The sequence below is a fragment of the Halomicrococcus pelagicus genome (assembly GCF_050954125.1).
In genome coordinates this window covers 67,641-88,826 of the sequence record NZ_JBPBWC010000015.1, presented here as the reverse complement: position 1 = coordinate 88,826, position 21,186 = coordinate 67,641, and the positions used below count along the sequence as shown (strand labels likewise).

Here is a 21,186-nt window from a genome sequence, read left to right as displayed (position 1 = left end):
CACTGACGGATGTGAACATGTACTTTTCCGTGACCGAGACGTGTCCGTTTCTATGGAGTCCCTTCGCTGGGTACAGATGAGCGAGGCAGAACGGGACGCGTTCCTGGGGAACGGTGGGACGGGCGTCATCTCGTTCGCGACGGAGACCGGCGAACCGCCGTTCACGATACCGGTGTCGTACGGCTATCACGAGGGCGTCGGTGACTTCTACTTCCGTCTCTCGTTCCCGCCCGACAGTAGCAAGGAGGCCGTCCTCGACCGCCCGATAGCGTTCGTCACGTTCGACGAGACGGACGACGGCTGGCGGAGCATCGTCGCGACCGGCGAACTCGAGGAGGTGACGGACGCACCGTACGAGTCGGTCGCCGTCCAGGGGATGTGGGCCGTCCGGATACCGCTTGTCGACGTGTTCGACCGACCGCCGGAGGAACTCACGTTCCGTAACTTCCGGCTCGACCCGGAGACGTTCACCGGACGGAAGGAAGTGAACACGTCGTCGGAATAGCCCTCGCGCGGTCGACGGCGACCCGGTGGTCGCAACTGCGACCGGGCGTGGACCATCACACCCGTATTATAACTTTATACTAATATATTAACAGTTATATATTGGCTGCTATGATTCTCCAGCGTCGGCTTGGACACCCGTAAAGGACCGTTACTCAAGGGTTTGGGTGGCCAATGGCGACCATGGCCGTCGAGACTGCCGACTGGTTCGGAAGCGACACGGGTCAGTCCTCGTCCAGCGTGACAGACCGGTACCGACTCGCGGCATCGTCCACGATGGATTCGGCACAGAAGCCGAGTCTCTGCGTCGTCGACGTTCTGGCCGACGTCGACGAGTCGATGTCCGGCCAGACGACGCTCATGCTCTACGAACACCTCGAGACGGATGCTCTCGACGACATGGTCGAGGCGAGTCCGGAGAAGCGAAGCCACGTCGAAGTCCGGTTCACCGTCGACGAGTACCTCGTCGTCGTCCGAAGCACCGACACCATCCTCGTCTACGAACCCGACTGAACGGTTCTCGGGGCGAGTGGCCAGTGTCTTCATCCGGACGGGCGAGAGAGATATCACCGTGACCTATCGCACTACAGTGGGCTGGTCGCTCATCACCTCGGGAATTCTCACGCTCGCACTCACCGTCCTCCCCTACCCGTCGTTCTACTGGGGAATCGGATTCCTCGCTCTCGGTCTCCTCGTGTTCGTCCCCCGACAGATATTCTAGTCCGGCCGGCGCGGGAATAGTGGCGTCGTCTAGTGACCGTCAGAGGTTCGGTAACGCACTCGCCCGGAGTCGAAACCTTCTCCACCCTCTCGGACAGTTAGAGGAACGACTCCGAGCGATGTTCGAAGCCACCAGCGCCGTCGTCAGCGACGCGCCGTTCGCCCTCGTTCCCCTGCTCGCCACGGTCGCGGTCCTGCTCCGGAGCCTCCGCCGACGCGGCGTCGCGTACTCCGTCGCGAGGTCCGTCGTCGTGACCCTCGGCGTCCCGCTGGTCGCGCTCGCCGTCCTCTCCCGGGCGACCGGCGGCGAGCGCTGGGGGCGACTCGCGTCGGCACTGCTCGACGCGGCAGTTTCGCTCCTCGGACGCGCTCTGACCGTCCTCGACGACTCGCTCGCGGCGGCGCTCCGCGCGTTCGTCGGCGCCGTGGACGCGCTCGCAGACCCGGCCGACCCGCTCGTCGGGCGGGTCGCGCTCGCGGCGGACCTGCCGGAGGCCTCCGTCGTCGCGCGCCTCGCCGGGACGTTCCTCGTGGTGTTCGCCCTCGAAGCGATCGCGAGCGCGGTCCTGGCCTGGCTCGTCGGGCGGTCGATACGCGACCGGTCGCTGAACGAGGGGTTGGCCGGCGTCGGTGCCGTTCTGTTCGTCGCCGGACTGTCGTGGACGCTTCTCGGGTCGAACGCTCTCTCGACGAACTGGGCCGCGCTGGCGGCCGCCGCGGGCCTGGTCGCCGGCGTCGCCGTCGCCGTCAGACGCGACGCCCCGGACGCGCTCGACGCCGTGGTCCCGACCGAAGCGGACGACGACGCCGCGGCATCGGACCGCGAGACGGCCGGTGCACACCCCGAGCGCGCGGGGGACGACCTCCGGTCGAACACCTGACTATCGCGTCGCCGCACCGTCGGGCGTCTTCCCGCTACTCGAACGCCCAGTATGCTTATCGACGCCCGCGGTGCACGGTGGCCCATGGAGGACGTACGGCGAACGACCGGTCTGGGGAAGCGACTCGACGAGGGGGAGACGGTAATCGGCGTTCTCGACGACACGTATGACCCGACGGTCGTCGAGCTGCTCGGCGAACTGGGCGTGGACTTCGTCTGGCTCGACTTCGAGCACGGCGGGCCGAGCCCGTGGGACGCCGAGCGGATGGGGGAACTACTCAGGGCGGGAGAGCTCGCCGGGGTCGAACTGCTGGTTCGGCTGCCGGCGTCCGACCCCGCCCTCGTTCGCAAGGCGCTCGACGCGGGAGTGAGGAATGTCTTCCTCTCGCGCGTCCGCACGGCCGACGAAGTCCGGCGGGCGGTCCGGGCCACGCGCTTCCGGTACGACGGTGAGGACGGACACCGCGGCCTCGCCAACCCCCGGGCGAGCCGGTGGGGGCTCGCAGGCGACTACGTGGACCGCGAAGACGAGACGGTGCTCGTCGGGGTGACGGTCGAGAACCAGCAGGCGGTCGACGAACTCGACGACATCCTCGACGTGCCGGACCTGGGGTTCGTCTTCGTCGGACCGCTCGACCTCTCCGTCTCGCTTGGTCACCCCGGCGACGTGGACCATCCGGACGTGCAGGAGGCGGTCGAGACGGTTCGAGCGACCGCCGTCGACCGGGGCGTTCCGGTGGGCGGGCTGGGCTTCGGCATGGACGACGTGAACGAGAAAGCGGCGAACGGATACCAGATACTGAACCTCGGCAGCACGACCGGGGTACTCCGGACCGTCGTGCGAGGGTGGCTCGACGAGTACGACCCGGGGCGAGCGGAATCGGACGGCTAACGTCGTTACTCGACGTCTATCTCGACCACGTCGCGCGACTCAAAGTCGTCGGACCCGCGGCGCTCGGGGGGCTTCGTGAGCTCCTCCATCGCGAGTTCAAAGTTGCGTACGTTGGCCTTCCAGACGGCGTCGAAGAGCTCGCCGACGTAGGGCACCGAGCCCCCTGCGACGTCGACGGCGACGTTGGCGAGCATCCGCAGTAGCGTGGTGAACGGGACGCCGAGCCGCGCCGACTCGACGACGATGTACAGCGAGAGCCCCGCGCTTATCACGTCGCCGGCGACCGGGAGCGCGCCGAGAAGCGGGTCGACGCCGATCTTGAACTCCGTGCCCGGAATCCGGACGCTCTCGTCGAGGATCGTCGCGACCGCTCGCATGCGCTCGACCGCGGCCTCGTCGACCGAGTCGGGCAGTTCGCCGTCGAAGTCGTCGAAGGCCGATTCGAGGTCTCTGTTCTCTGTCATGGGTCAGGATTGCCGCCGAGACTGGATAAGTCTGATGACCATCCCGGTTCGCCCGTCGAATCGCCGGCCCGTCGCGGCCGAACGTCTGCTTTCCCCGGGCTCACCACTCGTCGCCGAGTCGCCTGCGGGCGACGAGATATCCCGCTCTGGTGCGCCACGTCCGTCCGGTCGCGACGTGTTCGACGCGGTATCGGCTCCCGCAGGCGCCACAGCGGCGCTCCGACGGCCGGCTGACCGCCTTCGAGGCGCGGTGGCGGTCGGCCGTCCACGCACAGTCCGTGCAGTCGAGTCTGAGACGCGGTTCGGCGAACGTCCGGCAGTGACGCGGCGCGTCCACTGCCGCCGCTTTCCGGCGGAACCTGTCGCCGTGCCCCGAGTCGCCGAAGCGCTGGAACTCCCAGGCGTGGACGAGTTCGTGACGGACGGTTCCGGTGAACTCCGCCCAGCCGAACGCCCGGTAGGCGTCCCAGGTCAGCCGTATCGTCACCCGGCCGGTGTCGGGGTCGTAGACGCAGGCCCCCGCGCGGCGCTTCGCCCGGTCGGATATCTCCCAGTCGACCGCGGCGAGGTCCACGTCGAGGTCGACCGTCCGGGCGTAGGCGGCGGCCCGCTCCAGCAACTCGTCGCGCGTGTCGGGGGCGTCCTGCGATTCGGTTCCGCGCCGCTCCCGTCCGTCGTCCGGGCGAGCGTCGTCCGGTTCCGGGTCCGCCGACATCCGTCGGCGATTGTCGGGGCTGGTACAAATAACGCGGGGGACGCGACGGGTCGTCGCCCGAACCGGGTGCAACGACGACCGAACGCTCCGAAATATCTAAGTGTTAGGAAAATCATTAAGGTTAAAGGTGGTCCGATGCCGGGACTCCTCGACGCACTCGCGCCCCTCCACGGGAAGGGCGGTGGTATCGTCCCTCGCGGTACTCGCACGGCGGTCTTTCAACAGATATTCGACGTATTTCTCGTGCTCGGAACGCTCGTTGGCGTCGTCGTCGTCTCCTACATGCTGTACAACGCCGTCAAGTACCGGGACGGCGAGGGCAAGCGGAGCGACGAGTTCGACCCGCCGAAGCTCGGCGAACTCCCCTCCGGCAGCGGTGGCGGCCGGAAGCTCTTCCTCTCGTTCGGCCTAAGCACCGTCATCGTCGTCTCGCTGGTCGCCTGGACGTACGGCACGCTGCTGTACGTCGAGGCCGACTCGCCGGGCGAGGACGAGGCGGCGGTCGAAGTCGAGGTGACCGGGTTCCGGTTCGGCTGGCAGTTCGAGTATCCGAACGGCCACACCGCGTCGAAACTGCGAGTTCCGGCGGACCGGTCGGTCCGGTTGCACGTCACCTCCGACGACGTGTTCCACACGTTCGGGGTCCCCGAGCTACGGGTGAAGACCGACGCCATCCCGGGCCGGTACACGGACACGTGGTTCCGCGCGAACGAGACGGGCACCTACGAGGCGCGCTGCTTCGAACTCTGCGGCGCGGGCCACTCCTACATGACCGCCGAGGTGGTCGTGATGCCTCCCGACGAGTACCGCGAGTGGTACGAGAGCACCGGGAACGAGACGACCGACGCCGGTGAGACGAACGCGTCCGCGAACGACACCGCGACGAACGCGCGTTCGCCGGCGGCGTGGACGGCGGCCGCCACCGGCGGGGGAGCAGCATGAGCGAGGACACACACGGACTTCCGCCGACGAGTTCCGTCCGACGGTGGCTGGTCACCACGAACCACAAGGACGTCGGCATCCTCTACGTCGTCACCTCGCTGTTCTTCCTCGCGTTCGGCGGAGTACTCGCGCTACTCGTGCGCCTGCAGCTCTGGTCGCCGGGGGCGGGCCTGCTCTCGTCGATGTCGTACAACCAGACCGTCTCGGCCCACGGCCTCATCATGATATTCTGGTTCCTCTCGCCGTTCGCCTTCGGGTTCGCGAACTACGTCGTCCCGCTCCAGATCGGCGCGAAGGACCTCGCCTTCCCGCGACTGAACGCGCTGTCGTACTGGCTGTACCTCGCCTCCGGACTGCTGCTCGGCGCCTCGTTCTTCCAGGGCGGCACCTTCGCCGGCGGGTGGACGATGTACGCGCCGCTGAACGTCCCCGTCTACACGCCACAGATCGGCGCGTCGACAGCGGTGCTGGCGCTTGTACTGTTCGTCGCCTCCGTCACGGTGTCGTCGGTGAACTTCCTGACGACGATGCACCGGATGCGCGCCGAGGGGCTCACCCTCCGCCGGCTTCCGCTCTTCTCGTGGACCATCCTGCTCACCGTCTGGATGATGCTCTTCGCGTTCGCGGCGCTTTTGGCCGCGCTCGTCATCCTCTCGTCCGACCGACTGCTCGGGACGACCTACTTCACGGCGAAGGCCGGCGGGTCGCTCCTGTGGGCGCATCTGTTCTGGTTCTTCGGCCACCCCGAGGTGTACATCGTCTTCTTCCCGGCGCTGGGCGTGATGGCCGAGACGTTCCAAACGTTCACCGGACGGCGCATCGTCGGCCGGAAGTGGTTCATCGCCGCGATGGTGCTCGTCGCGCTCCAGAGCTTCACGGTCTGGATGCACCACATGTTCCTCACCGGCATCAACCTCCAGATAAAGACGCTGTTCATGGTGACCACCATCGGCATCTCCCTCCCCTTCGACCTGATGGTGTTCGCGCTCATCTACACCCTCATCAAGGGTCGGGTCCGGTTCACGACGCCGTTCCTGTTCTCGTTCGGCGCGCTGGTGCTGTTCATCCTCGGCGGCATCACCGGCGTGTTCCTCGGGGCCGTCGTCCTGGACTACGAGTTCCGGGGAACCTACTGGGTGGTCGCACACTTCCACTACGTGATGGTCGGCGGCGTCACCGCGCTCGTCGGCGGTCTCTACTACTGGTTCCCGAAGATGACCGGGAAGATGTACGACCGCATGCTCGGGAAGGTCCACTTCGCGCTGTACTTCGTCGGCTTCAACCTGCTGTACTTCCCGATGTTCCTCGCGTGGGAGACGCCCCGCCGGGACTTCTTCTACGACCCCGCGTTCGTCACCGAACACCGTCTCGCCACCGTCGGGGCTGCCATTCTCGGCGTCTCCTTCCTCGTCATGTTCTACAACCTCTCGAAGAGCCTCGTCGCGGGCGAGCAGGCGGACGACAACCCCTGGGCGTACTCGACGACGACCGAGTGGGCGCTGCCGTCGCCGCCCCCGCTGGAGAACTTTCCCGACGTCCCCAGTTTCTCCGGCGGGTCGCTGCGGTTCGGCCGCGGCGCGGCGGACGGGGGTGAGCAGGCAGATGGCCTGCGAACCTCGCCAGACCAACTGTCTGGCGGTGGTGAGCGGAGCGAAGCGACGCGAACTTCGTCGGAACGGCGTTCCGACGGCAGTGAGCAGGCAGATGACCAGCGACTCCCGCCGGACCGACGGTCCGACGGCGGCGTCGTCGCGCACGGCGAGACCGCGGGCGGTGCCGACCACGGTGAGGACCACGCGAGCATCTGGCCGTTCGCCATCTCCGTCGCCGCGTTCTTCACCTTCCTCGGTCTCTCGGGGTTCGAACGGGGCGAACTGGTGCCGGGCGTCGGCGGCCTGCTCGCGCTCTCGTCGCTCGTGCTCGGGGTCGCGCTCGGCGGCTACGCGCTCGTCGGGATGGCCCGCGAGCGGTTCGAGGGACCGACCGGCCCGTTCGGCGAAAGCTGGCCGTTCGACGGCATCGAGAACGGGAAACTCGGCGTGTGGATATTCCTCGCGTCCGACGTGGTGCTGTTCGGTGCCTTCGTCGGCTCCTACGTCTTCATCCGGGTCGCGCACGGCTGGCGGGACTGGCACGCCCTCGTCCCCGAGGCCCACGTCCCGCTCCCCGGGCTGATAAACACCTACCTCCTGCTGACGAGTAGCTTCACCGTCGTGCTCGCGCTGGTCGCCGCCGAGCGGGAGAGTCGACGGGGGCTCGTCGCCGCGCTGGCGGCCACCTTCGGCCTCGGCGTCGCCTTCCTCGTCAACAAGGCGCTGGAGTGGCAGCACCTCTTCCACGTCCACAGCGAGGCGTTCCCGCACGGCTGGGAACTGGGCACGAACGTCGCCTCCTCGACGTTCTACCTGACGACGGGGCTGCACGGCGCGCACGTAATTATCGGACTGCTTATATCTCTATATCTCCTCGTTCGCGCGTGGAACGGCGCGTACCTCGATGACGAGCGGCCGGTGGAGTACTTCGGACTGTACTGGCACTTCGTCGACATCGTCTGGCTGTTCCTCTTCCCCCTCTTCTACATCCTGTAACCATGACCAGCACGAAACTGTACACCGCGATTTACGTGGCGCTGTTCGTGATGGCGACCGCGCAGGTGCTCGTGGAGTCGGCGGGAATCGCGTACTGGACGGCCTTCGCGGCGATACTCGCCCTGTCGTTCGCGAAGGCTGCCGTCGTCGCGGGCTACTACCAGCACCTCCGGTCCGAACCGCGCTCGGTGACAGTCGTGGTGCTCGGCGGCCTGCTCGCCGCGCTCGCGCTGACCGTGGCGGCGTCGTACTCGATACTGTGACCCGGTCGTCCGTCACTCCTCGCCGAACGCCGCTTTCACCGCCTCGCGGTCTATCTTCGACGGCCCGCTCGTCGGCATCTCGTCGACGAACGCCAGGTGGCGCGGGCGCTTGAACCGCGCCAGTCGACCGTCCAGGAACGCGGCCAGTTCGTCCAGCGTCAGCGACTCGTCGCCCCGGACGACAGACTTGCCGACGGTGCCCCACTTCTCATCGGGGACGCCGACCACGACGACCTCCTCGACCTTCGGATGGTCGGCGACGGCGTCCTCGACCTCGGCGGGGTAGACGTTCTCGCCGCCGCTGACGAACATGTTCTTCCTGCGCCCCTCGACGTGGTAGTACCCGTCCGCGTCGCGGCGCGCGAGGTCGCCGGTCGACACCCACTCAGCGTCCCCCTCGTCACCGAAGGTCTCCCGCGTCTCCTCGGGATTCCGCCAGTAGCGGTCGGCGGCGTGCGGCGAGGCGAGTTCGAGTTCGCCTATTTCCCCATCGGGGAGTTCAGTGCCGTCGTCGTCGACGATGCGGGCGTCGACGTGCATCGCGGGGACGCCGACGCTGTCGGCCTTCTCCTCCGGCCACCCGTCGGGCATCGCGAAGTTGTTCGGACCGCACTCGGTGAGGCCGTAGCCCTGCGAGAGGTCGACGCCGCGCGACCGCCACGCCTCCATCACGGACTGCCGGCAGGGGCCGCCGCCGCTCTTGGCGAACCGGAGCGTCGAGAGGTCGGCGTCGTCCCAGTCGTCGTGCCGGCACAGCATCCGCAGGACAGCTGGCACCGCCACGAGCACGGTCGCACCCTCCGCCTCGACGGTCCGGAGCAGGCGACCGGGGTCGGTCTCGCGGGCGACGACGACCGTCGCGCCGAGGTGGAAGAGTGGGACCGTAAGCACGTTCCAGCCGCCGGTGTGGAACATCGGGAACGTCATCGGCGTCACGTCTTCGGGGCGCAGTCCCCACGCCGTGATGGTGTTGAACGAGTTCCAGAGGATCGAGCCGTGCGTGACGACCGTCTCCTTCGGGACGCCCGTCGACCCGCCGGTGTGCAGGAACAGGTGCGGGTCGTCCATCGACGTGGCCGCCGACGCTACTGGCGAGTCGTCGTCGGGCAGCGCGTCCGCGTAGGCGTCCCACGTCGCCTCGCCGTCGGTCGCCGCGTCGCTCTCGGTGGTGAGCGCCAGGACGCCGGCGTCGAACGCGCGCTCCTCGCGGTCGAGCACGTCCCATGCGAGGTCGGCGAACGGCTCCTCGACGACCAGCAGTTCGGGGTCGACGTCGTTCAGCAGCTCGACTAGTTCGCCGGCCGCGAGGCGGTGGGAGAGCGGTGCGAGCACGCCGCCGGTCTTCGCGGTGGCGAAGAACAGGTCGACGAGCGCGGGGCGGTTGCGCGAGAGGACGGCGACGCGCTCGCCGTCCGCGACGCCCCGGTCGCGGAGGAGGCGGGCGGCGCGGTTCGCGCGCTCGTCGAGGTCGCGGTAGGTGAACTCCCGGCCCGTCGTCGCGTCGACCAGTCCGACGGTCTCCGGCGACAGCAGCGCCCGCTTCTCGCTCCAGGCGCCCACCCAGTCGTACGGGCGCTGGCTGTGTTCAGGCATCGTCGAGGAAGGCGAGCAGTCGCTCGTTCACCGCGTCGGCCTGCTCGATGAAGAAGAGGTGCGACCCCTCTTCGAACGGTTCGAGTTCGCTCCTCGGCAGGCGCTCGTCCAGCAGTTCGGCGTTCTCGAACGGCAGGACGCGGTCGGCGGTGCCGTGGGCGACGAGGGCGGGCACCTCGATATCTCCGAGGCGGTCGCCGGCGTCGAACGCCGCGACCCCCGCGGCCTGCGCTTCCCGGGCGTCCTCGTCGGCGTCACTCGCCAGTCGCCAGTCGACGATGTCGGCGATAAGGTCGTCGTTCCGCTCGGCGAACTCGTCGGTCATCGCGGGGGCCATCTTGTGCCGGATGGTCTCGCGCTCGTCGTACTCTTCGGGCGCGTCGAACATCCGCTCTCTCGTCTCCGGTGGCGTCGGCACCGCGTCGTCGCCCCTGGGCGAGGTGCAGAGCAGTCCCAGGGAGTCGGCGCGGTCGTAGTCGATGGCGTACCGCTGGGCTATCATCCCCCCCATGCTCGCGCCGACGACGTGAGCCGAGTCGACGCCCGCGGCGTCGAGCACGGCGTCGAGGTCGCCGGCCATCTCCGCGATAGTGTACGCGCCATCGAGGGTCTCGGCACTGCGTTCCGAGGCTCGCCGAGCGTCGCTCGGTGGTGCGTCGGAGTCGCCCGTCCCGCGGTTGTCCCAGACCACGACGCGGTACCGTTCGGCGAGGCGGTCGCGCTGCCAGCGCCACATCCAGCGGCCGTACCCCAGTCCCTCCACGAGGACGACGGTCTCGGCCTCGGACGGCCCGTCCGTCTCGTAGTAGAGCGAGACGCCGTCGTTGTCAGCGTATGGCATGACTGTGGCGACGGGCGAACGTGTATTCAACCCCTTCATTCACATGTTAACCCGCCGATTCATCCCCGCGGACGGCCCAGTACGGGTATGCCAGTTGCATCCGTCGGCGACACCGCACGAGCGACGCTCGACGTGACGGCGGCGACCGTCGACCAGTTCGCGTCCGTGACGGGCGACGAGAACCCGCTGCACACCGACGAGGAGTACGCGAGCGAGGGCGTCTTCGGCGGTCGCGTCGCCCACGGCGCGCTCACGGCCGGCGTCGTCAGCGCCGCGCTGGCCCGCCTCGACGGCGACGTCGTCTATCTTTCACAGGAGAGCACCTTCGAGAATCCAGTCTTCCCCGGCGAGACCGTCACGGCCACGGCCGAGGTCGTCGAGGACCTCGGCGACGACCGCCTCCGGGTCGAAATTCGGGCGGAGACGGACGAACTGGTGCTGTCCGGTTCTGCGGTCGTTCTCTCGCTCGCCCACGAATAGCGGCGGGCCGACGCCCTCTCGGTTTGCGGACCGCGGTTCGACGACTCGCCCGCCGATTGCCAGACGAACGTGCCGCCACGGAAACGCTCATGGTCGCGAATCACTAGGGATGTGGTATGGTATCGTTCGACGACCGACGGGACGACGAACTCGACGACGGGACGCGCGAGAGCGACGCGACGACCGAGGTGTACGAGTGCCGGAACTGCGGCACCGTCGCGCCGGAACCTGACACCTGCTGTGACCGCCCGATGGCGACGGTGGCGGTGGCGCCGGTGCGCGAACCCGACCTCCAGTCGCTCCTCCGGAACGTGTTCGGTATCTCCGGGACCGGCCTGGACATCTGCGTCCGTCTCATGCGCGACGGCGAATCGACGGTTCCGGCCGTCGCCGAGGCGCTCGACCTCGACCGCAGCACGGTCGCGCGACAGGTCAACCATCTCGTCGAGGTGGGCGTTCTGGAGAAGCGCCAGCGACTGCTGTCCCAGGGCGGTTACGTCAACGTATACTCGCCGAAAGACGTCGAGGTCGTGCGTCGCCGACTCGAACGCGGTCTGGCGGCGTGGACGCGCGAGGCGAAGGAACTCGTCGAGGACGTCAACCGCGCGAAGGTCGAGGCCGCCGCCGAGATGGACCGCGAGGAACCCTCCGGCATCTACTGGGACGCCTGACTGCCGGCTCACGACTCCTTCGCCGGCCGTCGCTCCCCGTCTCGACCGACCCTCCGACCCCCGTCGTCTCTAGGGGCCGGTGTCCGCTCTTAATCCGACGCTGCCCCTTCGTCCGACCTGCCCCTAGAGACGAGACCCATCGTCCTGGCCGTATCCCTCGTCCATGCCGGTGCCGCTGCCCATGCCGGTACCGGAGTCGCCGGGGCCCATCATCTCCTCGGCGAAGTCCAGGTCGTCCCGGGTGGTGTCGTTCGACGGCCCGTACTCCCTGATACCCATCTCCAGCAGTTCCTCGACGGCCTCCCCTCGGTCGACGAACTGGTCGTCGTCCACGAGTCGGTCTATCTGCATGTCCACGTCGGCCGCGAGCGTGAGTTCTACGCGTCCCATCGACACCCCCTTCCGCGTAGCGGTACCTCAGGGGTACGGTTGCAGGAGCAGGGGATTCAAGTAGGACGGCTTGATCGAACCCGAAGGACGTGTCAGTTCTCGTCTCGTTCGGCGACTCCGAGCGTGCCGTCCCGGTGCTGGCGGCGAGACGCACTCCCCGTCGGCCGCCGTCTCGGACGGTAACGGTCGAAACGAGGTCGGTCTAGTCGGACGTGTTCGTCGCCCCTTCACACGAAGATAAAAGGCACCTGACGTGTTGGTTCCGGGCGAGATGCCCTCGCTCGTGGTTCTCGCGCTTTCGACCGCCGTCCTCCTCGTCGGTGGCTGGGCCGTCCGCTCGTGGCGCGTCCCCGGCGACGACGCCACCGTCGCCACCGAGCGAATCGGGGGTCACACGCTCCCGCTCGAACTGGCGGAACCGCCCGTAGTCGCGGTCGTCAGGGAGACCGACGACGGCCACGTCCCCGTCGTGACCGTCCTGCTCGACGTCGAAGGCGACCCGCCACGCCGCCTCGTCTGGAGCACCATCGACAGCGTGCTCGACGCCATCCACCCGGTCTTCGCCGACCGACGCGTCGCCCGGTACGAGTTCCAGGTCGCCTACGCCGCCCCGGGACGCCGCCGGATCCGGTATCGCCGCGTCAGCGTCCCCCCGTCCCTCGCGGAGCGACACCTCGACGACCGCGACTGGCGTCGACTCCGGAGCGCCGTCTCGAACGCCGACGACGCGACCTTCTGGACGGCGCTCGACGTCGGCGGCGGCCGGAGCGCGGCCGACCGTCACGACGCGCCCGTCGTCGCGGCCGCCGCCGAGTGCGAGGTGGGCGTGTTCGCGGACTGCTCCGCCGACCCCCTCGGCGACGCGACGGTCGCCGAAGCGGAGACGAGCGGTGCGCTCTGACTCCCCGAACTTTAGGTTCCGGGCGCGTGACGGTCCGAACATGCCGCCACGCGAACACGTGGAGTTTCTCGCCGGGTCACCGAATCGGGTCGCCCTGCTGCGGCTTCTCCGCGACGACCCCCGACGGCCCTCGTCGCTGACCGACGAGGGCCCGTTCTCTCGCTCGACCGTTCACCGGAACCTCGACGGGTTCGTCGAACGCGACTGGGTTCGCAAGGACGGCCCGCGCTACGCCCTGACCACGGTCGGCCGGCGCGTGCTCGACAAGTACGAGTCGCTGTTGGACACCGTCGACGTGGTCCACGGACATCGACCGCTGTTCACCCATCTCGGCGAGGCGGCCGCGGACCTCCCCGTCGCCGCCGTCAACGATGCGACCGTCGTCACCGCCTCCGCCGGCAACCCGCACGCGCCGCTGAGCCACTACGCCGACGCGCTGGCCGAGATCGACAGCGAGCGGTTCCTCGGCATATCGCCCATCGTGAGCGGGGTGTTCAACGAGGCGAGTCGGCGGTTCGTGGCGTCGGGGACGGAGATGGAACTGGTCGTCGACGCGGCGACGCTGGAGACCGCTCGCTCGGAGTGTCCGGACGCCCTCGCCCGCGCGCGGCGCGCGGAGAACTTTTCCCTCTTCGTCGCCGACGCCGTCTCGGTCGGCCTCGCCCTCTTCGACCGGCGAGTGTTCGTCGGCGCGTACGACGACGGCGGCCTGCGGGCGCTGCTCGACGGGGAGAACCGGCCGCTCCGGGAGTGGGCGAGGGACCACTACGAGTCCGTTCGGGCGGACGCCGAACCGGTCGACGGCGAAGCCTGACCCGCGTCGCGAGAGACGTTGCACGTCGTGACACGTCGCTCGCGGGGTGACACGGCATCCGCCGGTTACGTATAAGCCTCCGACCTCCGTCGAATCAGGTGGCGGCACTCCGAAACGCCTCTGGCGCCATCACCCGAGGTCTATCCGACGCCGGAAGACGGTCCCCGCTCGCCTCGCGGGCCCGTCTTCGGCGTCTCGGAACCGCCCTGCGTTCGGCTCTCCGCTGTCTAGTTCACCCGTTACCGAGAACGGTCTCGGGGCGGTCACACGCTTTTGTCCTCCCGCGACGTAGTGGGGCACATGCCGGTCAGTCCCGACTACGTCAAGAAACTCGGCAACCTGCTGCTGGAACGCTACCCGGAAGCGTTCACCGAGGACTTCAAGCAGAACAAAGAGAGCGTCGAGAAGCTGACTAACGTCGACTCGAAGAACGTTCGCAACCGCATCGCGGGCTACGTCTCGCGGAAGAAACGCCGAGGGGAAAACTCGCCGAATCAGTAGAGCTCGCCGCCGAGCGGGACTTCCTCGTCGGGGACGACGAGCACGGGATGGTCGTTTTCGTCCGGTACGCCGATGGTGAGCGCTTCGCTCTCGAACCCCGCTATCGGGACGGTGCCGAGGTCGGTGACACAGAGCACCTGCCGGCCGACGAGTTCGTCGGGGTTGTGTCGGTATCCGAGCTGGGCGGCCGACTGGAGTTCCGCGTCGCCCACGTCGAGCCAGAGCTTGACCAGTTCGGGTTTGTTCGCTTCCGGAAACGGTTCGGCGCGCCGGACTTCCGCGACGCGGACGGTCACGTCGAATGGACTCGTCATGTCTGCCCGGATGGACGCCGGGGACAAAAAGTCGCCCCCGCCGCCCGTGCAAGGAGTACTTATAAACTCCTCTGTCGCGTCGGTGCCGACATGGCAGAGCAACGCGTGGGTACGGAAGAGTCCGGCCTGCCGCCCGAGGTTGTGCGCGCGCTCGGCGTACTCAAGGCCGGCATCGTCAGTACCGTCGTGATGATGGTCGTCTTCGTCATCGCGTCGGCCCAGACGCGCTTCAATCTCGGCGTCCCCGCCGCCATCGCGGAGTTCGTCGGGATGCCGAACCAAATCACGCTGGGATTGGTCGTCTTCGTCGCGGCCGGGATAGTCCTCTGGCCGCTGCTGTTCGCCGCCGTCCAGTCGTCGATTCCGGTGGAGGACGTCGCGGTACGGGGCGTCCTCTTCGCGCTCGTCCTCTGGGTGAGCTTCCTCCTGCTCGGTGCCAGCGGCCTCCACCTCTCGGGCGCGTTCGTCGTCCTCTACATCGTCTTCACGCTGATAGCGCACATCGCCTACGGCTACTCGCTGGGCGTCTTCTACGAGCGGTTCGTGGGGTGACGCCGCCGTCTCCCGGTCGGCGTCCTCTCACCTCCGGTCGAGTCGGTGGACGGTCGCGGTCCGAACCGACGGGCGTCGCGCCCGCTCCCGCCGGCCTCTCGCCGTTCCTCTGGTCTCCCGAGAACCGTCCGCCGAGCGACGAGGCCGCCGACGGGGGCGTCTAGCGGCGATTCGACGAAACGTTCGAGGTCGCACTCACCGCAGCCGGTCCTCGAACTGCTTCCACTCGCGGGAGAAGAAGCCGTCCTCCTTGAGGTTCCAGACGTCGGCGTCGGTGACGCGGGGGCCCTTGCGGGCGGACTGGAGCATGTTCCAGACGAACACAGCCTGGCCGAGCGCGATGACGATTGCGCCGCCGGTCGCGAGCTGCTGGAGCAGTTCGAACTGCTCCGGGTACGAGGCGACTCGCCGGGGGAGTCCGAGCATGCCGATGACCAGCAGTATCATGAACGTGAACGCGACGCCGACGAAGCTGAGCCAGAAGTGGACCTTCGCGAGGCGCTTGTCGAACATCCGCCCCGTCAGGATGGGGAACCAGTAGTAGACGCCCGCGAACACCCCGAACGGGATGAGTCCCATGATGATGAGGTGGAAGTGCCCGACGACGTAGTAGGTGTCGTGAACGATGAGGTCGATGGGAATCGAGGCGAGGAAGATACCGGTCACGCCGCCGGGGATGAACGTGGCGATGGCGCCGACGCAGAACAGCATCGGAGGCTCCAGGCGCACCCGTCCGTTCCACATCGTCGATATCCAGTTGAACACCTTGACCGCGCTCGGCACGGCGATGGCGATGGAGACGGCCATGAAACTCGCCCGAATCCGGGGGTCGATGCCGGTGGCGAACATGTGGTGAGCCCAGACGCCGAACGAAAGGACGCCGATGGCCAGCGTCGAGTAGACGACGAACCGGAACCCGAACAGCCGCCGCGAGGCGAACCGGGGGATGATGAGGCTGATGAGTCCCATCGGGGGGAGTACGAGGATGTACACCTCGGGGTGGCCGAAGAACCAGAACAGGTGCTGCCAGAGGATGGGACCGCCGCCGGGCGAGGCGAAGAACGTCGTCCCGAACACGCGGTCGAGCAGCAGCATGACGAGCGCGCTCCCCAGCAGTGGGAACGCGAACAGGATGAGTCCGGCCTGTGTGAGCAGCGTCCACGAGAAGATGTCGAGGTCGGGCCAGCCGACGTCGTCGCCCCGTCCCGTGAAGATGGTCGCGATGATGTTCACCGCGCCGATAGTCGTGCTGACGCCGGAGAGATGCAGACCGAGCAGGACGATGCTGATCATGGGGTTCGACATCTCCCCCGACATCGGCGTGTAGAACGTCCACCCGGTCGCGGGCGGCGCGAGCATGAACAGCGGTTCCGCGAGCGAGGCCCCGGCGACCGCCTCGACGACGTGGCCGACCACGTCGGTCAGCAGACCGCCGCGAACGAGCAGGAGCGAGGGCGGCAACAGCCAGAACCCGATGGCGTTCAGTCGTGGGAACGCCATGTCGTCCGCGTCGACCAGCATCGGGAGGAAGTAGTTGGTGAACCCGAAGAGAACGGGCGTGGCGAAGAAAAAGAGCATCGTCACGCCGTGCATCGTGAAGAGCGCGTTGTACGTCTCGGCGTTCCAGACGCTCACGTCCGACGTGACGAGCTCCGTCCGCATCATCATCGCGTCGGTGCCGCCCCAGAGGAAGGCGACGGTCCCGAGCAGGAGGTACAGCTTTCCGATGTCACGGTGGTCGACGGTGGTCAGCCAGCGAACGAGACCCGTCGGCTTCCCGTAACTCACATCCTGGTCGGTGACGTAACCGCCGTCGGACTGATACTCCGACGAGGATGGTGAGTCGTCGACTCGTTCACCGCCGTCGGTTCGACGGTCCGGGGAGGTCCGCGAGTCGTCCACCCGCTCACCACCGTCGGACGACGTCCCGACGTCCGAACGCGGTCGGGCGTCGAGCGGGCGTTTCAGTAGCGCTACACCGCCGAGCAGGAGGACTCCGAGAGCGGTTCCGATGAGAGCTTGATGTAGGATGTCCATGGATGTGTGGAGAGCGTCGTTCGGAGCGCGGTTCGGTCGGTCGTCGACGTGCAGTAATCGTCGTCGCCGGCGGGCGGCCGTTGGCCCGGAGTAGGTGTGCCCCCCTCTTAATCGCCGGGGCCGTTCCCAGCGTCTGAAAACGTGGGTTGCATCATCAATCGGGGGGTTTAACCGGGTCGCCGCACTGGGGGCGATTCAGTCCGGGAGCGGAACGCCGACGACGGGGCGATTCGTCTGCATGAGCACCGACTGGGTGATGCTACCGAACACGACCTTCTGGGCCGGGCTTCGCTTCTGGCTCAGGCCGATGACGAGTTCGTCGACGCCGTGCTCGTCGCCGAGCGTCAGCAGGTCGTGGGCCGGGTCCGACGCGCTGGTGTTCTGGTACGTCTCGACGGCGACGCGGTCGCCGAGTCGCTCTTCGAACACCGTCAGCGCCTCCCGGCCGTCTTCGACGAGTTCCTCGTCGTTGCCGCCCGGCAGCGAGTTGAGGACGTGAACGGTGTCGTCGGCCGAGAGCCGCGTTTCGAGGTAGTCACAAAGCCGTTCGCTCGTCTCCGGGGCGTCGGTGCCCGCGAGTAGGGTCGACATGGGTGAGTCATCGACCGTCGAGGGGATAAACGGGACGGCGGACGTGACAGCACTGGCGAAACTGCCGCTGGGCAACCGTTCCGACGGTCAATCCGCCGTCGGTCGGAACGCACGGAGGACGTCTCGCTTGAGCGATTCGCTGTCGACCTCCGCGAACCCCTGCTCTTCGAACACGTGCCGCCAGTTCCGGTAGTACAGTGGGAACTCGTCGTTGACGTAGTTCACGCCGAACTCGTCGGCGGACCCGTACTCATCGTTTCCCTCGACCTCCGCCGTGAGGAGCAGGTCGTCGGTGATGCGCGCCAACTCGCCGAACACCCACTCGTCGTCCGGGTGAATGTGTTGCAGGGTCTCGACGGAGTAGACGACGTCGAACTGACCGTCGTCGAACTCCGTGACGACGTCCTCGATGGCGTCGAGGTAGAAGGTTCCCCGTTCGGCGAGGTCGGGGTAGGTCCGCTCCATCACGGCGAAGGCGTCCTCGTTCACGTCGATGCCGTGCAGGTTCTCGTAGTCGTGTTCGAGGAGATGTGAGAGATGCCGACCCGAGCTGCAGCCGAGTTCCAGGACGGCCGCGTCGGGTTCGACGGAGGAGTCACAGTAGACGCGAACGAGTTCGCTCTTCTCGTCCGGGCCGTAGTAGGCGTAGTAGTCCGGAGAGTACTCTCCCGACCGTTCTGCCCACTCTCGACGGACTTCGTTAGAATTCACTAATAACGAGTCGAGCGCCGACGGTAAAACCCCGTTGGCTGCGAGAAAGCGGCCGCCGCCACGCCGCCGAGGCGTCGCTCACCGAGGCGGGTCTCCACCCGCCGGTGTCGGTCGGGTGTCTCCCAGAAGCGCGGCTCTCCGCCCTCGCTTTCGCCGCCCTGTTCCAGACGTCCTCCGTGGGCTCGGTTCGACGACTGAAGCCCTCTCAGGACCTCTTACAGCCGTTCGAGGTTCGCCGCTCGTGGGCCCTTCTCGGACTCCTCGATGTCGAACTCCACTTCCTGTCCCTCTTCGAGATCGGGGCCGCCGACGTCCTCCATGTGGAAGAACACGTCGTCGTCAATCTCGTCCGTCTCGATGAAACCGTAGCCTGCGTTGTCGTTGAAGAAGTCGACCGTACCGGTTGCCATTGTGTTAAACTCCACTGTCCACCAGTGGCCCTAATTGGATATAACTGCTGGTTCGTCGAGCGCCTCGTGAGCCACGGTTGGCGGTCCCGGACGACAGCTATACGGGGCGCATCCGCCATCGTTCGGACGTGATGGACGCGACCGAAACCATGACCGAACTCGCGGCCGCCGTCGGCGACGCCGACACCGTCGTCGCGTTCACGGGCGCGGGCGTCAGCACCGCCTCGGGCGTCCCGGATTTCCGCGGCGAGTCGGGCGTCTGGAACCGGTTCGACCCCGAGAACTTCCACTACGACCGCTTCCGGAGCGACCCCGCCGGCTTCTGGGCGGACCGCGTCGACCTCCACGAGACGATGTTCGGCGAGGATATCGCGCCGAACGCGGCTCACGAGGCGCTCAACGACCTCGCCGCCGCCGCCCACCTCGACGCCGTCGTCACGCAGAACACCGACGGTCTGCACGTCGGCACCCCCGCCGACCTCGTCGAACTCCACGGCAACGCCGACCGCGTCGTCTGCGAAACCTGCGGCGAGCGGTTCGACGCCGGACCGGTTCACGAACGGGTGCGCGCAGGCGAGGAACGCCCACCGCGCTGCGATGCCGACGACTGCGACGGTCTGCTGAAGCCCGACGTGGTGCTGTTCGGCGAGCACCTCCCCGAGACGGACCTCTCGATGGCCCGGTCGTGGGCGAAACGCGCCGACGTCTTCCTCGCCGTCGGGTCGTCGCTGACGGTCGAACCGGCGGCGTCGCTCCCCCGCATCGCGGCCCGCTCCGGCGCGACCACGGCGGTCGTCAACCTCGAACCGACGCCGTTCGACGAACGCGCGGCGTTCGTCCTCCAGCGCGACGTGACCGACGTCCTCCCCGCGCTCGCGGACCGGCTGGTCTCCGGATAGCCGGCGTCCCTCCGGTGACGGCTCGAACTGCTCGTCAGATACATGAGACTCGGACTCCAACCACGGGTATGAGCGAGACATCCCGTAGCGCGACGTTCGGCGGCGGCTGTTTCTGGTGTACCGAAGCGGCGATGAAGGAACTCGACGGGGTCGCGTCCGTCACCTCGGGGTACGCCGGCGGTCACGTCGAGAACCCGTCCTACAGGCAGGTCTGCTCGGGCGACACCGGCCACGCGGAGGTCGTCCAGGTCGAGTACGACCCCGAGGTCATCACCTACGACGAGCTACTGGAGGTGTTTTTCGCCACCCACGACCCGACCCAGCTCAACCGCCAGGGCCCGGACGTCGGCACCCAGTACCGCTCCATCGTCCTCTACCACGACGACGAACAGCGCGAGCGGGTCGAGGCGTACGTCGAGGCGCTCGACGAGGAGTACGACGACGACGTGGTGACGGAGATCGAGCCGCTGGAGACGTTCTACCGCGCGGAGGAGAACCACCAGGACTACTTCGAGAAGAATCCCAACGACGCGTACTGCCAGATGCACGCCGCGCCGAAGGTCGAGAAGGTGCGCGAGAAGTTCCAGCAGAAGCTGAAACAGGCCTGAACGGCCCGGGTCAGCGACCCGAGCACGTTCCGTCGGGGGCCGGGGCGAAACGAGCGTGCATTCGCTCGGCGGCCGGCGGACGCCGCGCGGCACTCCGTCGGAGGCCCGGACGTCTGTCACGAGGGAATCGTCTCCAGGAAACTCGCGGGGTCGTCGTGGAAGCAGTCTCCGACGACGACGGCGTCGGCACCGGCGTCCAGAATCTCCCGCGTCCGGCGTTCGCCGTCGATACCGCCACCGTAGAGGAGCACCGTGTCGTCGAGGTGCGTCGCCGCCGCCTCCACGTCATCGGGGCCGCCGTAGGTTCCGGAGTACTCGAGATAGAACACGGGAAAGCCGTAGAAGGCCTCCGTCGCCAGCGCTGCACCCGCCACCTCTTCGCCCGTGTAGGGTTCGTCGGCGCCCGTGACGTCCGCTGCCGTTGACGCCGGGTTCTGAACGACGTATCCCTCGCCGACGATTTCGTTCGTCATCTGCGAGACGGCGTCGAGGCCTTTCGACGCGATGAGGTCGCCGAGAACGGGTAGCCCGGTTCCGAGCAGTTCCTCCGGTTTGCTTCCGACCTCGGTGAAGATGTCCACGTGCTTCCCGACGAAGTGCTCCCTGTCACCGTTGTAGACCGCGGGGACGGCGAGGCAGTCCGCCGCCTCCATCGTGTTCGTGGAGACGTGGCTCGAACTGTACGGCTCCTGCAACACCGGTTTCTCCGGGAACCGTCGCTTGATGGCCCGAATCGTGTCGAGCGTGTTCTCCACCGTGACCCCGTCGGACCCTCCGACCATCACCGCGTCCGTCCGGTCGAGGACCCCGAGGTCCGGTGGAAGGTCCTTCGCCGGGTCGGCTTTCGTGACGTGTGTTATTTCGTCCCAGCGCAGTTTCATACGTGTCGAACCGAACCCGAGGGA

At 67.5% G+C, this 21,186-nt stretch carries 27 protein-coding genes; 16 read left to right on the top strand and 11 right to left on the bottom strand.

Annotation, left to right across the window (positions count from 1 at the left end):
* The first annotated feature begins 52 nt into the window (after positions 1–52).
* From ACRYA2_RS20460 to ACRYA2_RS20440, 5 genes are all read left to right on the top strand, one after another.
* Positions 53–505 (top strand): pyridoxamine 5'-phosphate oxidase family protein, encoded by a 453-nt coding sequence (locus tag ACRYA2_RS20460; protein ID WP_433632464.1) that lies wholly within the window; start codon positions 53–55, stop codon positions 503–505.
* Positions 506–687: 182 nt separating this feature from the next.
* Positions 688–1,017 (top strand): HalOD1 output domain-containing protein, encoded by a 330-nt coding sequence (locus ACRYA2_RS20455; protein ID WP_433632462.1) that lies wholly within the window; start codon positions 688–690, stop codon positions 1,015–1,017.
* Between the two features lie 58 nt (positions 1,018–1,075).
* Positions 1,076–1,225 (top strand): hypothetical protein, encoded by a 150-nt coding sequence (locus ACRYA2_RS20450; protein ID WP_433632460.1) that lies wholly within the window; start codon positions 1,076–1,078, stop codon positions 1,223–1,225.
* Positions 1,226–1,343: 118 nt separating this feature from the next.
* Entirely contained in the window at positions 1,344–2,105 is a 762-nt protein-coding gene (locus ACRYA2_RS20445; protein WP_433632457.1) for a hypothetical protein, read from the top strand.
* An 84-nt stretch (positions 2,106–2,189) separates the two neighbouring features.
* Positions 2,190–2,996 carry an HpcH/HpaI aldolase family protein gene (locus tag ACRYA2_RS20440; protein WP_433632454.1) on the top strand — a complete coding sequence of 269 codons (807 nt, stop codon included), beginning with the start codon at positions 2,190–2,192 and terminating at the stop codon, positions 2,994–2,996.
* A gap of 5 nt (positions 2,997–3,001) precedes the next feature.
* Here the strand turns inward: ACRYA2_RS20440 and ACRYA2_RS20435 are convergent, their stop codons facing one another.
* A complete protein-coding gene (locus ACRYA2_RS20435) occupies positions 3,002–3,460 on the bottom strand; it encodes a DUF4112 domain-containing protein (protein ID WP_433632451.1) in 459 nt (152 codons plus the stop codon).
* A 100-nt stretch (positions 3,461–3,560) separates the two neighbouring features.
* Positions 3,561–4,175, bottom strand: a complete 615-nt coding sequence (locus ACRYA2_RS20430; RefSeq protein WP_433632448.1) for a SprT-like domain-containing protein — start codon at positions 4,173–4,175, stop codon at positions 3,561–3,563.
* Positions 4,176–4,310: 135 nt separating this feature from the next.
* Here ACRYA2_RS20430 and coxB point away from each other — a divergent pair, with 135 nt between their 5' ends.
* Genes coxB through ACRYA2_RS20415 form a run of 3 tightly spaced genes read left to right on the top strand, consistent with a single transcriptional unit; the run spans position 4,311 to position 7,968 of the window.
* Positions 4,311–5,117 carry a cytochrome c oxidase subunit II gene (gene coxB / locus ACRYA2_RS20425; RefSeq protein ID WP_433632445.1) on the top strand — a complete coding sequence of 269 codons (807 nt, stop codon included), beginning with the start codon at positions 4,311–4,313 and terminating at the stop codon, positions 5,115–5,117.
* The gene (locus ACRYA2_RS20420) at positions 5,114–7,705 is read left to right on the top strand and encodes a cbb3-type cytochrome c oxidase subunit I (RefSeq protein ID WP_433632442.1); all 2,592 of its coding nucleotides are present in this window, start codon (positions 5,114–5,116) and stop codon (positions 7,703–7,705) included. Before coxB ends, ACRYA2_RS20420 begins: the two co-directional genes overlap by 4 nt.
* A 2-nt stretch (positions 7,706–7,707) precedes the next feature.
* Positions 7,708–7,968, top strand: a complete 261-nt coding sequence (locus ACRYA2_RS20415) for a cytochrome C oxidase subunit IV family protein (protein ID WP_113276390.1) — start codon at positions 7,708–7,710, stop codon at positions 7,966–7,968.
* A gap of 12 nt (positions 7,969–7,980) precedes the next feature.
* Here the strand turns inward: ACRYA2_RS20415 and ACRYA2_RS20410 are convergent, their stop codons facing one another.
* Both ACRYA2_RS20410 and ACRYA2_RS20405 read right to left on the bottom strand, forming a co-directional pair.
* Positions 7,981–9,561: an AMP-binding protein gene (locus ACRYA2_RS20410; protein WP_433632439.1), complete on the bottom strand. Its 1,581-nt coding sequence runs from the start codon at positions 9,559–9,561 to the stop codon at positions 7,981–7,983.
* Positions 9,554–10,402 (bottom strand): alpha/beta fold hydrolase, encoded by an 849-nt coding sequence (locus ACRYA2_RS20405; RefSeq protein WP_433632437.1) that lies wholly within the window; start codon positions 10,400–10,402, stop codon positions 9,554–9,556. The genes ACRYA2_RS20410 and ACRYA2_RS20405 overlap by 8 nt, the downstream gene beginning before the upstream one ends.
* An 87-nt stretch (positions 10,403–10,489) precedes the next feature.
* On the opposite strand from ACRYA2_RS20405, the gene ACRYA2_RS20400 reads away from it, so the two are divergent.
* Positions 10,490–10,882 (top strand): MaoC family dehydratase, encoded by a 393-nt coding sequence (locus ACRYA2_RS20400; protein ID WP_433632435.1) that lies wholly within the window; start codon positions 10,490–10,492, stop codon positions 10,880–10,882.
* 116 nt (positions 10,883–10,998) lie between these two features.
* Positions 10,999–11,553: a helix-turn-helix domain-containing protein gene (locus ACRYA2_RS20395; RefSeq protein ID WP_433632432.1), complete on the top strand. Its 555-nt coding sequence runs from the start codon at positions 10,999–11,001 to the stop codon at positions 11,551–11,553.
* Positions 11,554–11,676: 123 nt separating this feature from the next.
* Here ACRYA2_RS20395 and ACRYA2_RS20390 read toward each other — a convergent pair whose 3' ends face one another.
* On the bottom strand, positions 11,677–11,943 hold the full coding sequence (locus ACRYA2_RS20390) for a DUF7120 family protein (RefSeq protein WP_433632429.1): 267 nt from the start codon (positions 11,941–11,943) through the stop codon (positions 11,677–11,679).
* 271 nt (positions 11,944–12,214) lie between these two features.
* On the opposite strand from ACRYA2_RS20390, the gene ACRYA2_RS20385 reads away from it, so the two are divergent.
* The 3 genes from ACRYA2_RS20385 to ACRYA2_RS20375 all read left to right on the top strand — a co-directional run bounded on the left by ACRYA2_RS20385 (position 12,215) and on the right by ACRYA2_RS20375 (position 14,159).
* Positions 12,215–12,844 (top strand): hypothetical protein, encoded by a 630-nt coding sequence (locus ACRYA2_RS20385; RefSeq protein WP_433632427.1) that lies wholly within the window; start codon positions 12,215–12,217, stop codon positions 12,842–12,844.
* Positions 12,845–12,884: 40 nt separating this feature from the next.
* The gene (locus ACRYA2_RS20380; RefSeq protein WP_433632425.1) at positions 12,885–13,658 is read left to right on the top strand and encodes a helix-turn-helix transcriptional regulator; all 774 of its coding nucleotides are present in this window, start codon (positions 12,885–12,887) and stop codon (positions 13,656–13,658) included.
* Between the two features lie 300 nt (positions 13,659–13,958).
* Entirely contained in the window at positions 13,959–14,159 is a 201-nt protein-coding gene (locus ACRYA2_RS20375) for a 30S ribosomal protein S17e (RefSeq protein ID WP_433632422.1), read from the top strand.
* Here ACRYA2_RS20375 and ACRYA2_RS20370 read toward each other — a convergent pair.
* The gene (locus ACRYA2_RS20370; protein WP_433632420.1) at positions 14,153–14,473 is read right to left on the bottom strand and encodes a tRNA-binding protein; all 321 of its coding nucleotides are present in this window, start codon (positions 14,471–14,473) and stop codon (positions 14,153–14,155) included. The genes ACRYA2_RS20375 and ACRYA2_RS20370 overlap by 7 nt on opposite strands.
* A gap of 90 nt (positions 14,474–14,563) precedes the next feature.
* Here ACRYA2_RS20370 and ACRYA2_RS20365 point away from each other — a divergent pair, with 90 nt between their 5' ends.
* Positions 14,564–15,025, top strand: coding sequence for a DUF6789 family protein (locus ACRYA2_RS20365; protein ID WP_433632417.1), 462 nt, complete (start codon positions 14,564–14,566; stop codon positions 15,023–15,025).
* A 195-nt stretch (positions 15,026–15,220) separates the two neighbouring features.
* Here ACRYA2_RS20365 and ACRYA2_RS20360 read toward each other — a convergent pair whose 3' ends face one another.
* From ACRYA2_RS20360 to ACRYA2_RS20345, 4 genes are all read right to left on the bottom strand, one after another.
* Positions 15,221–17,062 (bottom strand): cbb3-type cytochrome c oxidase subunit I, encoded by a 1,842-nt coding sequence (locus ACRYA2_RS20360; RefSeq protein WP_433632415.1) that lies wholly within the window; start codon positions 17,060–17,062, stop codon positions 15,221–15,223.
* Positions 17,063–17,257: 195 nt separating this feature from the next.
* Positions 17,258–17,653 carry a universal stress protein gene (locus tag ACRYA2_RS20355; protein WP_433632412.1) on the bottom strand — a complete coding sequence of 132 codons (396 nt, stop codon included), beginning with the start codon at positions 17,651–17,653 and terminating at the stop codon, positions 17,258–17,260.
* A gap of 87 nt (positions 17,654–17,740) precedes the next feature.
* A complete protein-coding gene (locus tag ACRYA2_RS20350) occupies positions 17,741–18,364 on the bottom strand; it encodes a class I SAM-dependent methyltransferase (protein WP_433632410.1) in 624 nt (207 codons plus the stop codon).
* A 215-nt stretch (positions 18,365–18,579) separates the two neighbouring features.
* A complete protein-coding gene (locus tag ACRYA2_RS20345) occupies positions 18,580–18,774 on the bottom strand; it encodes a cold-shock protein (RefSeq protein WP_113276377.1) in 195 nt (64 codons plus the stop codon).
* Positions 18,775–18,905: 131 nt separating this feature from the next.
* On the opposite strand from ACRYA2_RS20345, the gene ACRYA2_RS20340 reads away from it, so the two are divergent.
* Both ACRYA2_RS20340 and msrA read left to right on the top strand, forming a co-directional pair.
* Complete coding sequence (locus ACRYA2_RS20340) at positions 18,906–19,673, top strand: SIR2 family NAD-dependent protein deacylase (protein WP_433632407.1); 768 nt, start codon at positions 18,906–18,908, stop codon at positions 19,671–19,673.
* A gap of 68 nt (positions 19,674–19,741) precedes the next feature.
* Positions 19,742–20,281: a peptide-methionine (S)-S-oxide reductase MsrA gene (gene msrA, locus ACRYA2_RS20335; protein ID WP_433632405.1), complete on the top strand. Its 540-nt coding sequence runs from the start codon at positions 19,742–19,744 to the stop codon at positions 20,279–20,281.
* Between the two features lie 116 nt (positions 20,282–20,397).
* Here the strand turns inward: msrA and ACRYA2_RS20330 are convergent, their stop codons facing one another.
* On the bottom strand, positions 20,398–21,162 hold the full coding sequence (locus ACRYA2_RS20330; RefSeq protein ID WP_433632402.1) for a geranylgeranylglyceryl/heptaprenylglyceryl phosphate synthase: 765 nt from the start codon (positions 21,160–21,162) through the stop codon (positions 20,398–20,400).
* Positions 21,163–21,186: the final 24 nt, after the last annotated feature.

Bases quoted from the DNA above. Each gene is read 5' to 3' on its own strand.
- ACRYA2_RS20460 (WP_433632464.1), top strand. From the start codon at position 53: ATGGAGTCCCTTCGCTGGGTACAGATGAGCGAGGCAGAACGGGACGCG.
- ACRYA2_RS20455 (WP_433632462.1), top strand. From the start codon at position 688: ATGGCCGTCGAGACTGCCGACTGGTTCGGAAGCGACACGGGTCAGTCC.
- ACRYA2_RS20445 (WP_433632457.1), top strand. From the start codon at position 1,344: ATGTTCGAAGCCACCAGCGCCGTCGTCAGCGACGCGCCGTTCGCCCTC.
- ACRYA2_RS20440 (WP_433632454.1), top strand. From the start codon at position 2,190: ATGGAGGACGTACGGCGAACGACCGGTCTGGGGAAGCGACTCGACGAG.
- ACRYA2_RS20435 (WP_433632451.1), bottom strand. From the start codon at position 3,460: ATGACAGAGAACAGAGACCTCGAATCGGCCTTCGACGACTTCGACGGC.
- ACRYA2_RS20430 (WP_433632448.1), bottom strand. From the start codon at position 4,175: ATGTCGGCGGACCCGGAACCGGACGACGCTCGCCCGGACGACGGACGG.
- coxB (WP_433632445.1), top strand. From the start codon at position 4,311: ATGCCGGGACTCCTCGACGCACTCGCGCCCCTCCACGGGAAGGGCGGT.
- ACRYA2_RS20420 (WP_433632442.1), top strand. From the start codon at position 5,114: ATGAGCGAGGACACACACGGACTTCCGCCGACGAGTTCCGTCCGACGG.
- ACRYA2_RS20415 (WP_113276390.1), top strand. From the start codon at position 7,708: ATGACCAGCACGAAACTGTACACCGCGATTTACGTGGCGCTGTTCGTG.
- ACRYA2_RS20410 (WP_433632439.1), bottom strand. From the start codon at position 9,561: ATGCCTGAACACAGCCAGCGCCCGTACGACTGGGTGGGCGCCTGGAGC.
- ACRYA2_RS20405 (WP_433632437.1), bottom strand. From the start codon at position 10,402: ATGCCATACGCTGACAACGACGGCGTCTCGCTCTACTACGAGACGGAC.
- ACRYA2_RS20400 (WP_433632435.1), top strand. From the start codon at position 10,490: ATGCCAGTTGCATCCGTCGGCGACACCGCACGAGCGACGCTCGACGTG.
- ACRYA2_RS20395 (WP_433632432.1), top strand. From the start codon at position 10,999: ATGGTATCGTTCGACGACCGACGGGACGACGAACTCGACGACGGGACG.
- ACRYA2_RS20390 (WP_433632429.1), bottom strand. From the start codon at position 11,943: ATGGGACGCGTAGAACTCACGCTCGCGGCCGACGTGGACATGCAGATA.
- ACRYA2_RS20385 (WP_433632427.1), top strand. From the start codon at position 12,215: ATGCCCTCGCTCGTGGTTCTCGCGCTTTCGACCGCCGTCCTCCTCGTC.
- ACRYA2_RS20380 (WP_433632425.1), top strand. From the start codon at position 12,885: ATGCCGCCACGCGAACACGTGGAGTTTCTCGCCGGGTCACCGAATCGG.
- ACRYA2_RS20375 (WP_433632422.1), top strand. From the start codon at position 13,959: ATGCCGGTCAGTCCCGACTACGTCAAGAAACTCGGCAACCTGCTGCTG.
- ACRYA2_RS20370 (WP_433632420.1), bottom strand. From the start codon at position 14,473: ATGACGAGTCCATTCGACGTGACCGTCCGCGTCGCGGAAGTCCGGCGC.
- ACRYA2_RS20365 (WP_433632417.1), top strand. From the start codon at position 14,564: ATGGCAGAGCAACGCGTGGGTACGGAAGAGTCCGGCCTGCCGCCCGAG.
- ACRYA2_RS20360 (WP_433632415.1), bottom strand. From the start codon at position 17,062: ATGGACATCCTACATCAAGCTCTCATCGGAACCGCTCTCGGAGTCCTC.
- ACRYA2_RS20355 (WP_433632412.1), bottom strand. From the start codon at position 17,653: ATGTCGACCCTACTCGCGGGCACCGACGCCCCGGAGACGAGCGAACGG.
- ACRYA2_RS20345 (WP_113276377.1), bottom strand. From the start codon at position 18,774: ATGGCAACCGGTACGGTCGACTTCTTCAACGACAACGCAGGCTACGGT.
- ACRYA2_RS20340 (WP_433632407.1), top strand. From the start codon at position 18,906: ATGGACGCGACCGAAACCATGACCGAACTCGCGGCCGCCGTCGGCGAC.
- msrA (WP_433632405.1), top strand. From the start codon at position 19,742: ATGAGCGAGACATCCCGTAGCGCGACGTTCGGCGGCGGCTGTTTCTGG.
- ACRYA2_RS20330 (WP_433632402.1), bottom strand. From the start codon at position 21,162: ATGAAACTGCGCTGGGACGAAATAACACACGTCACGAAAGCCGACCCG.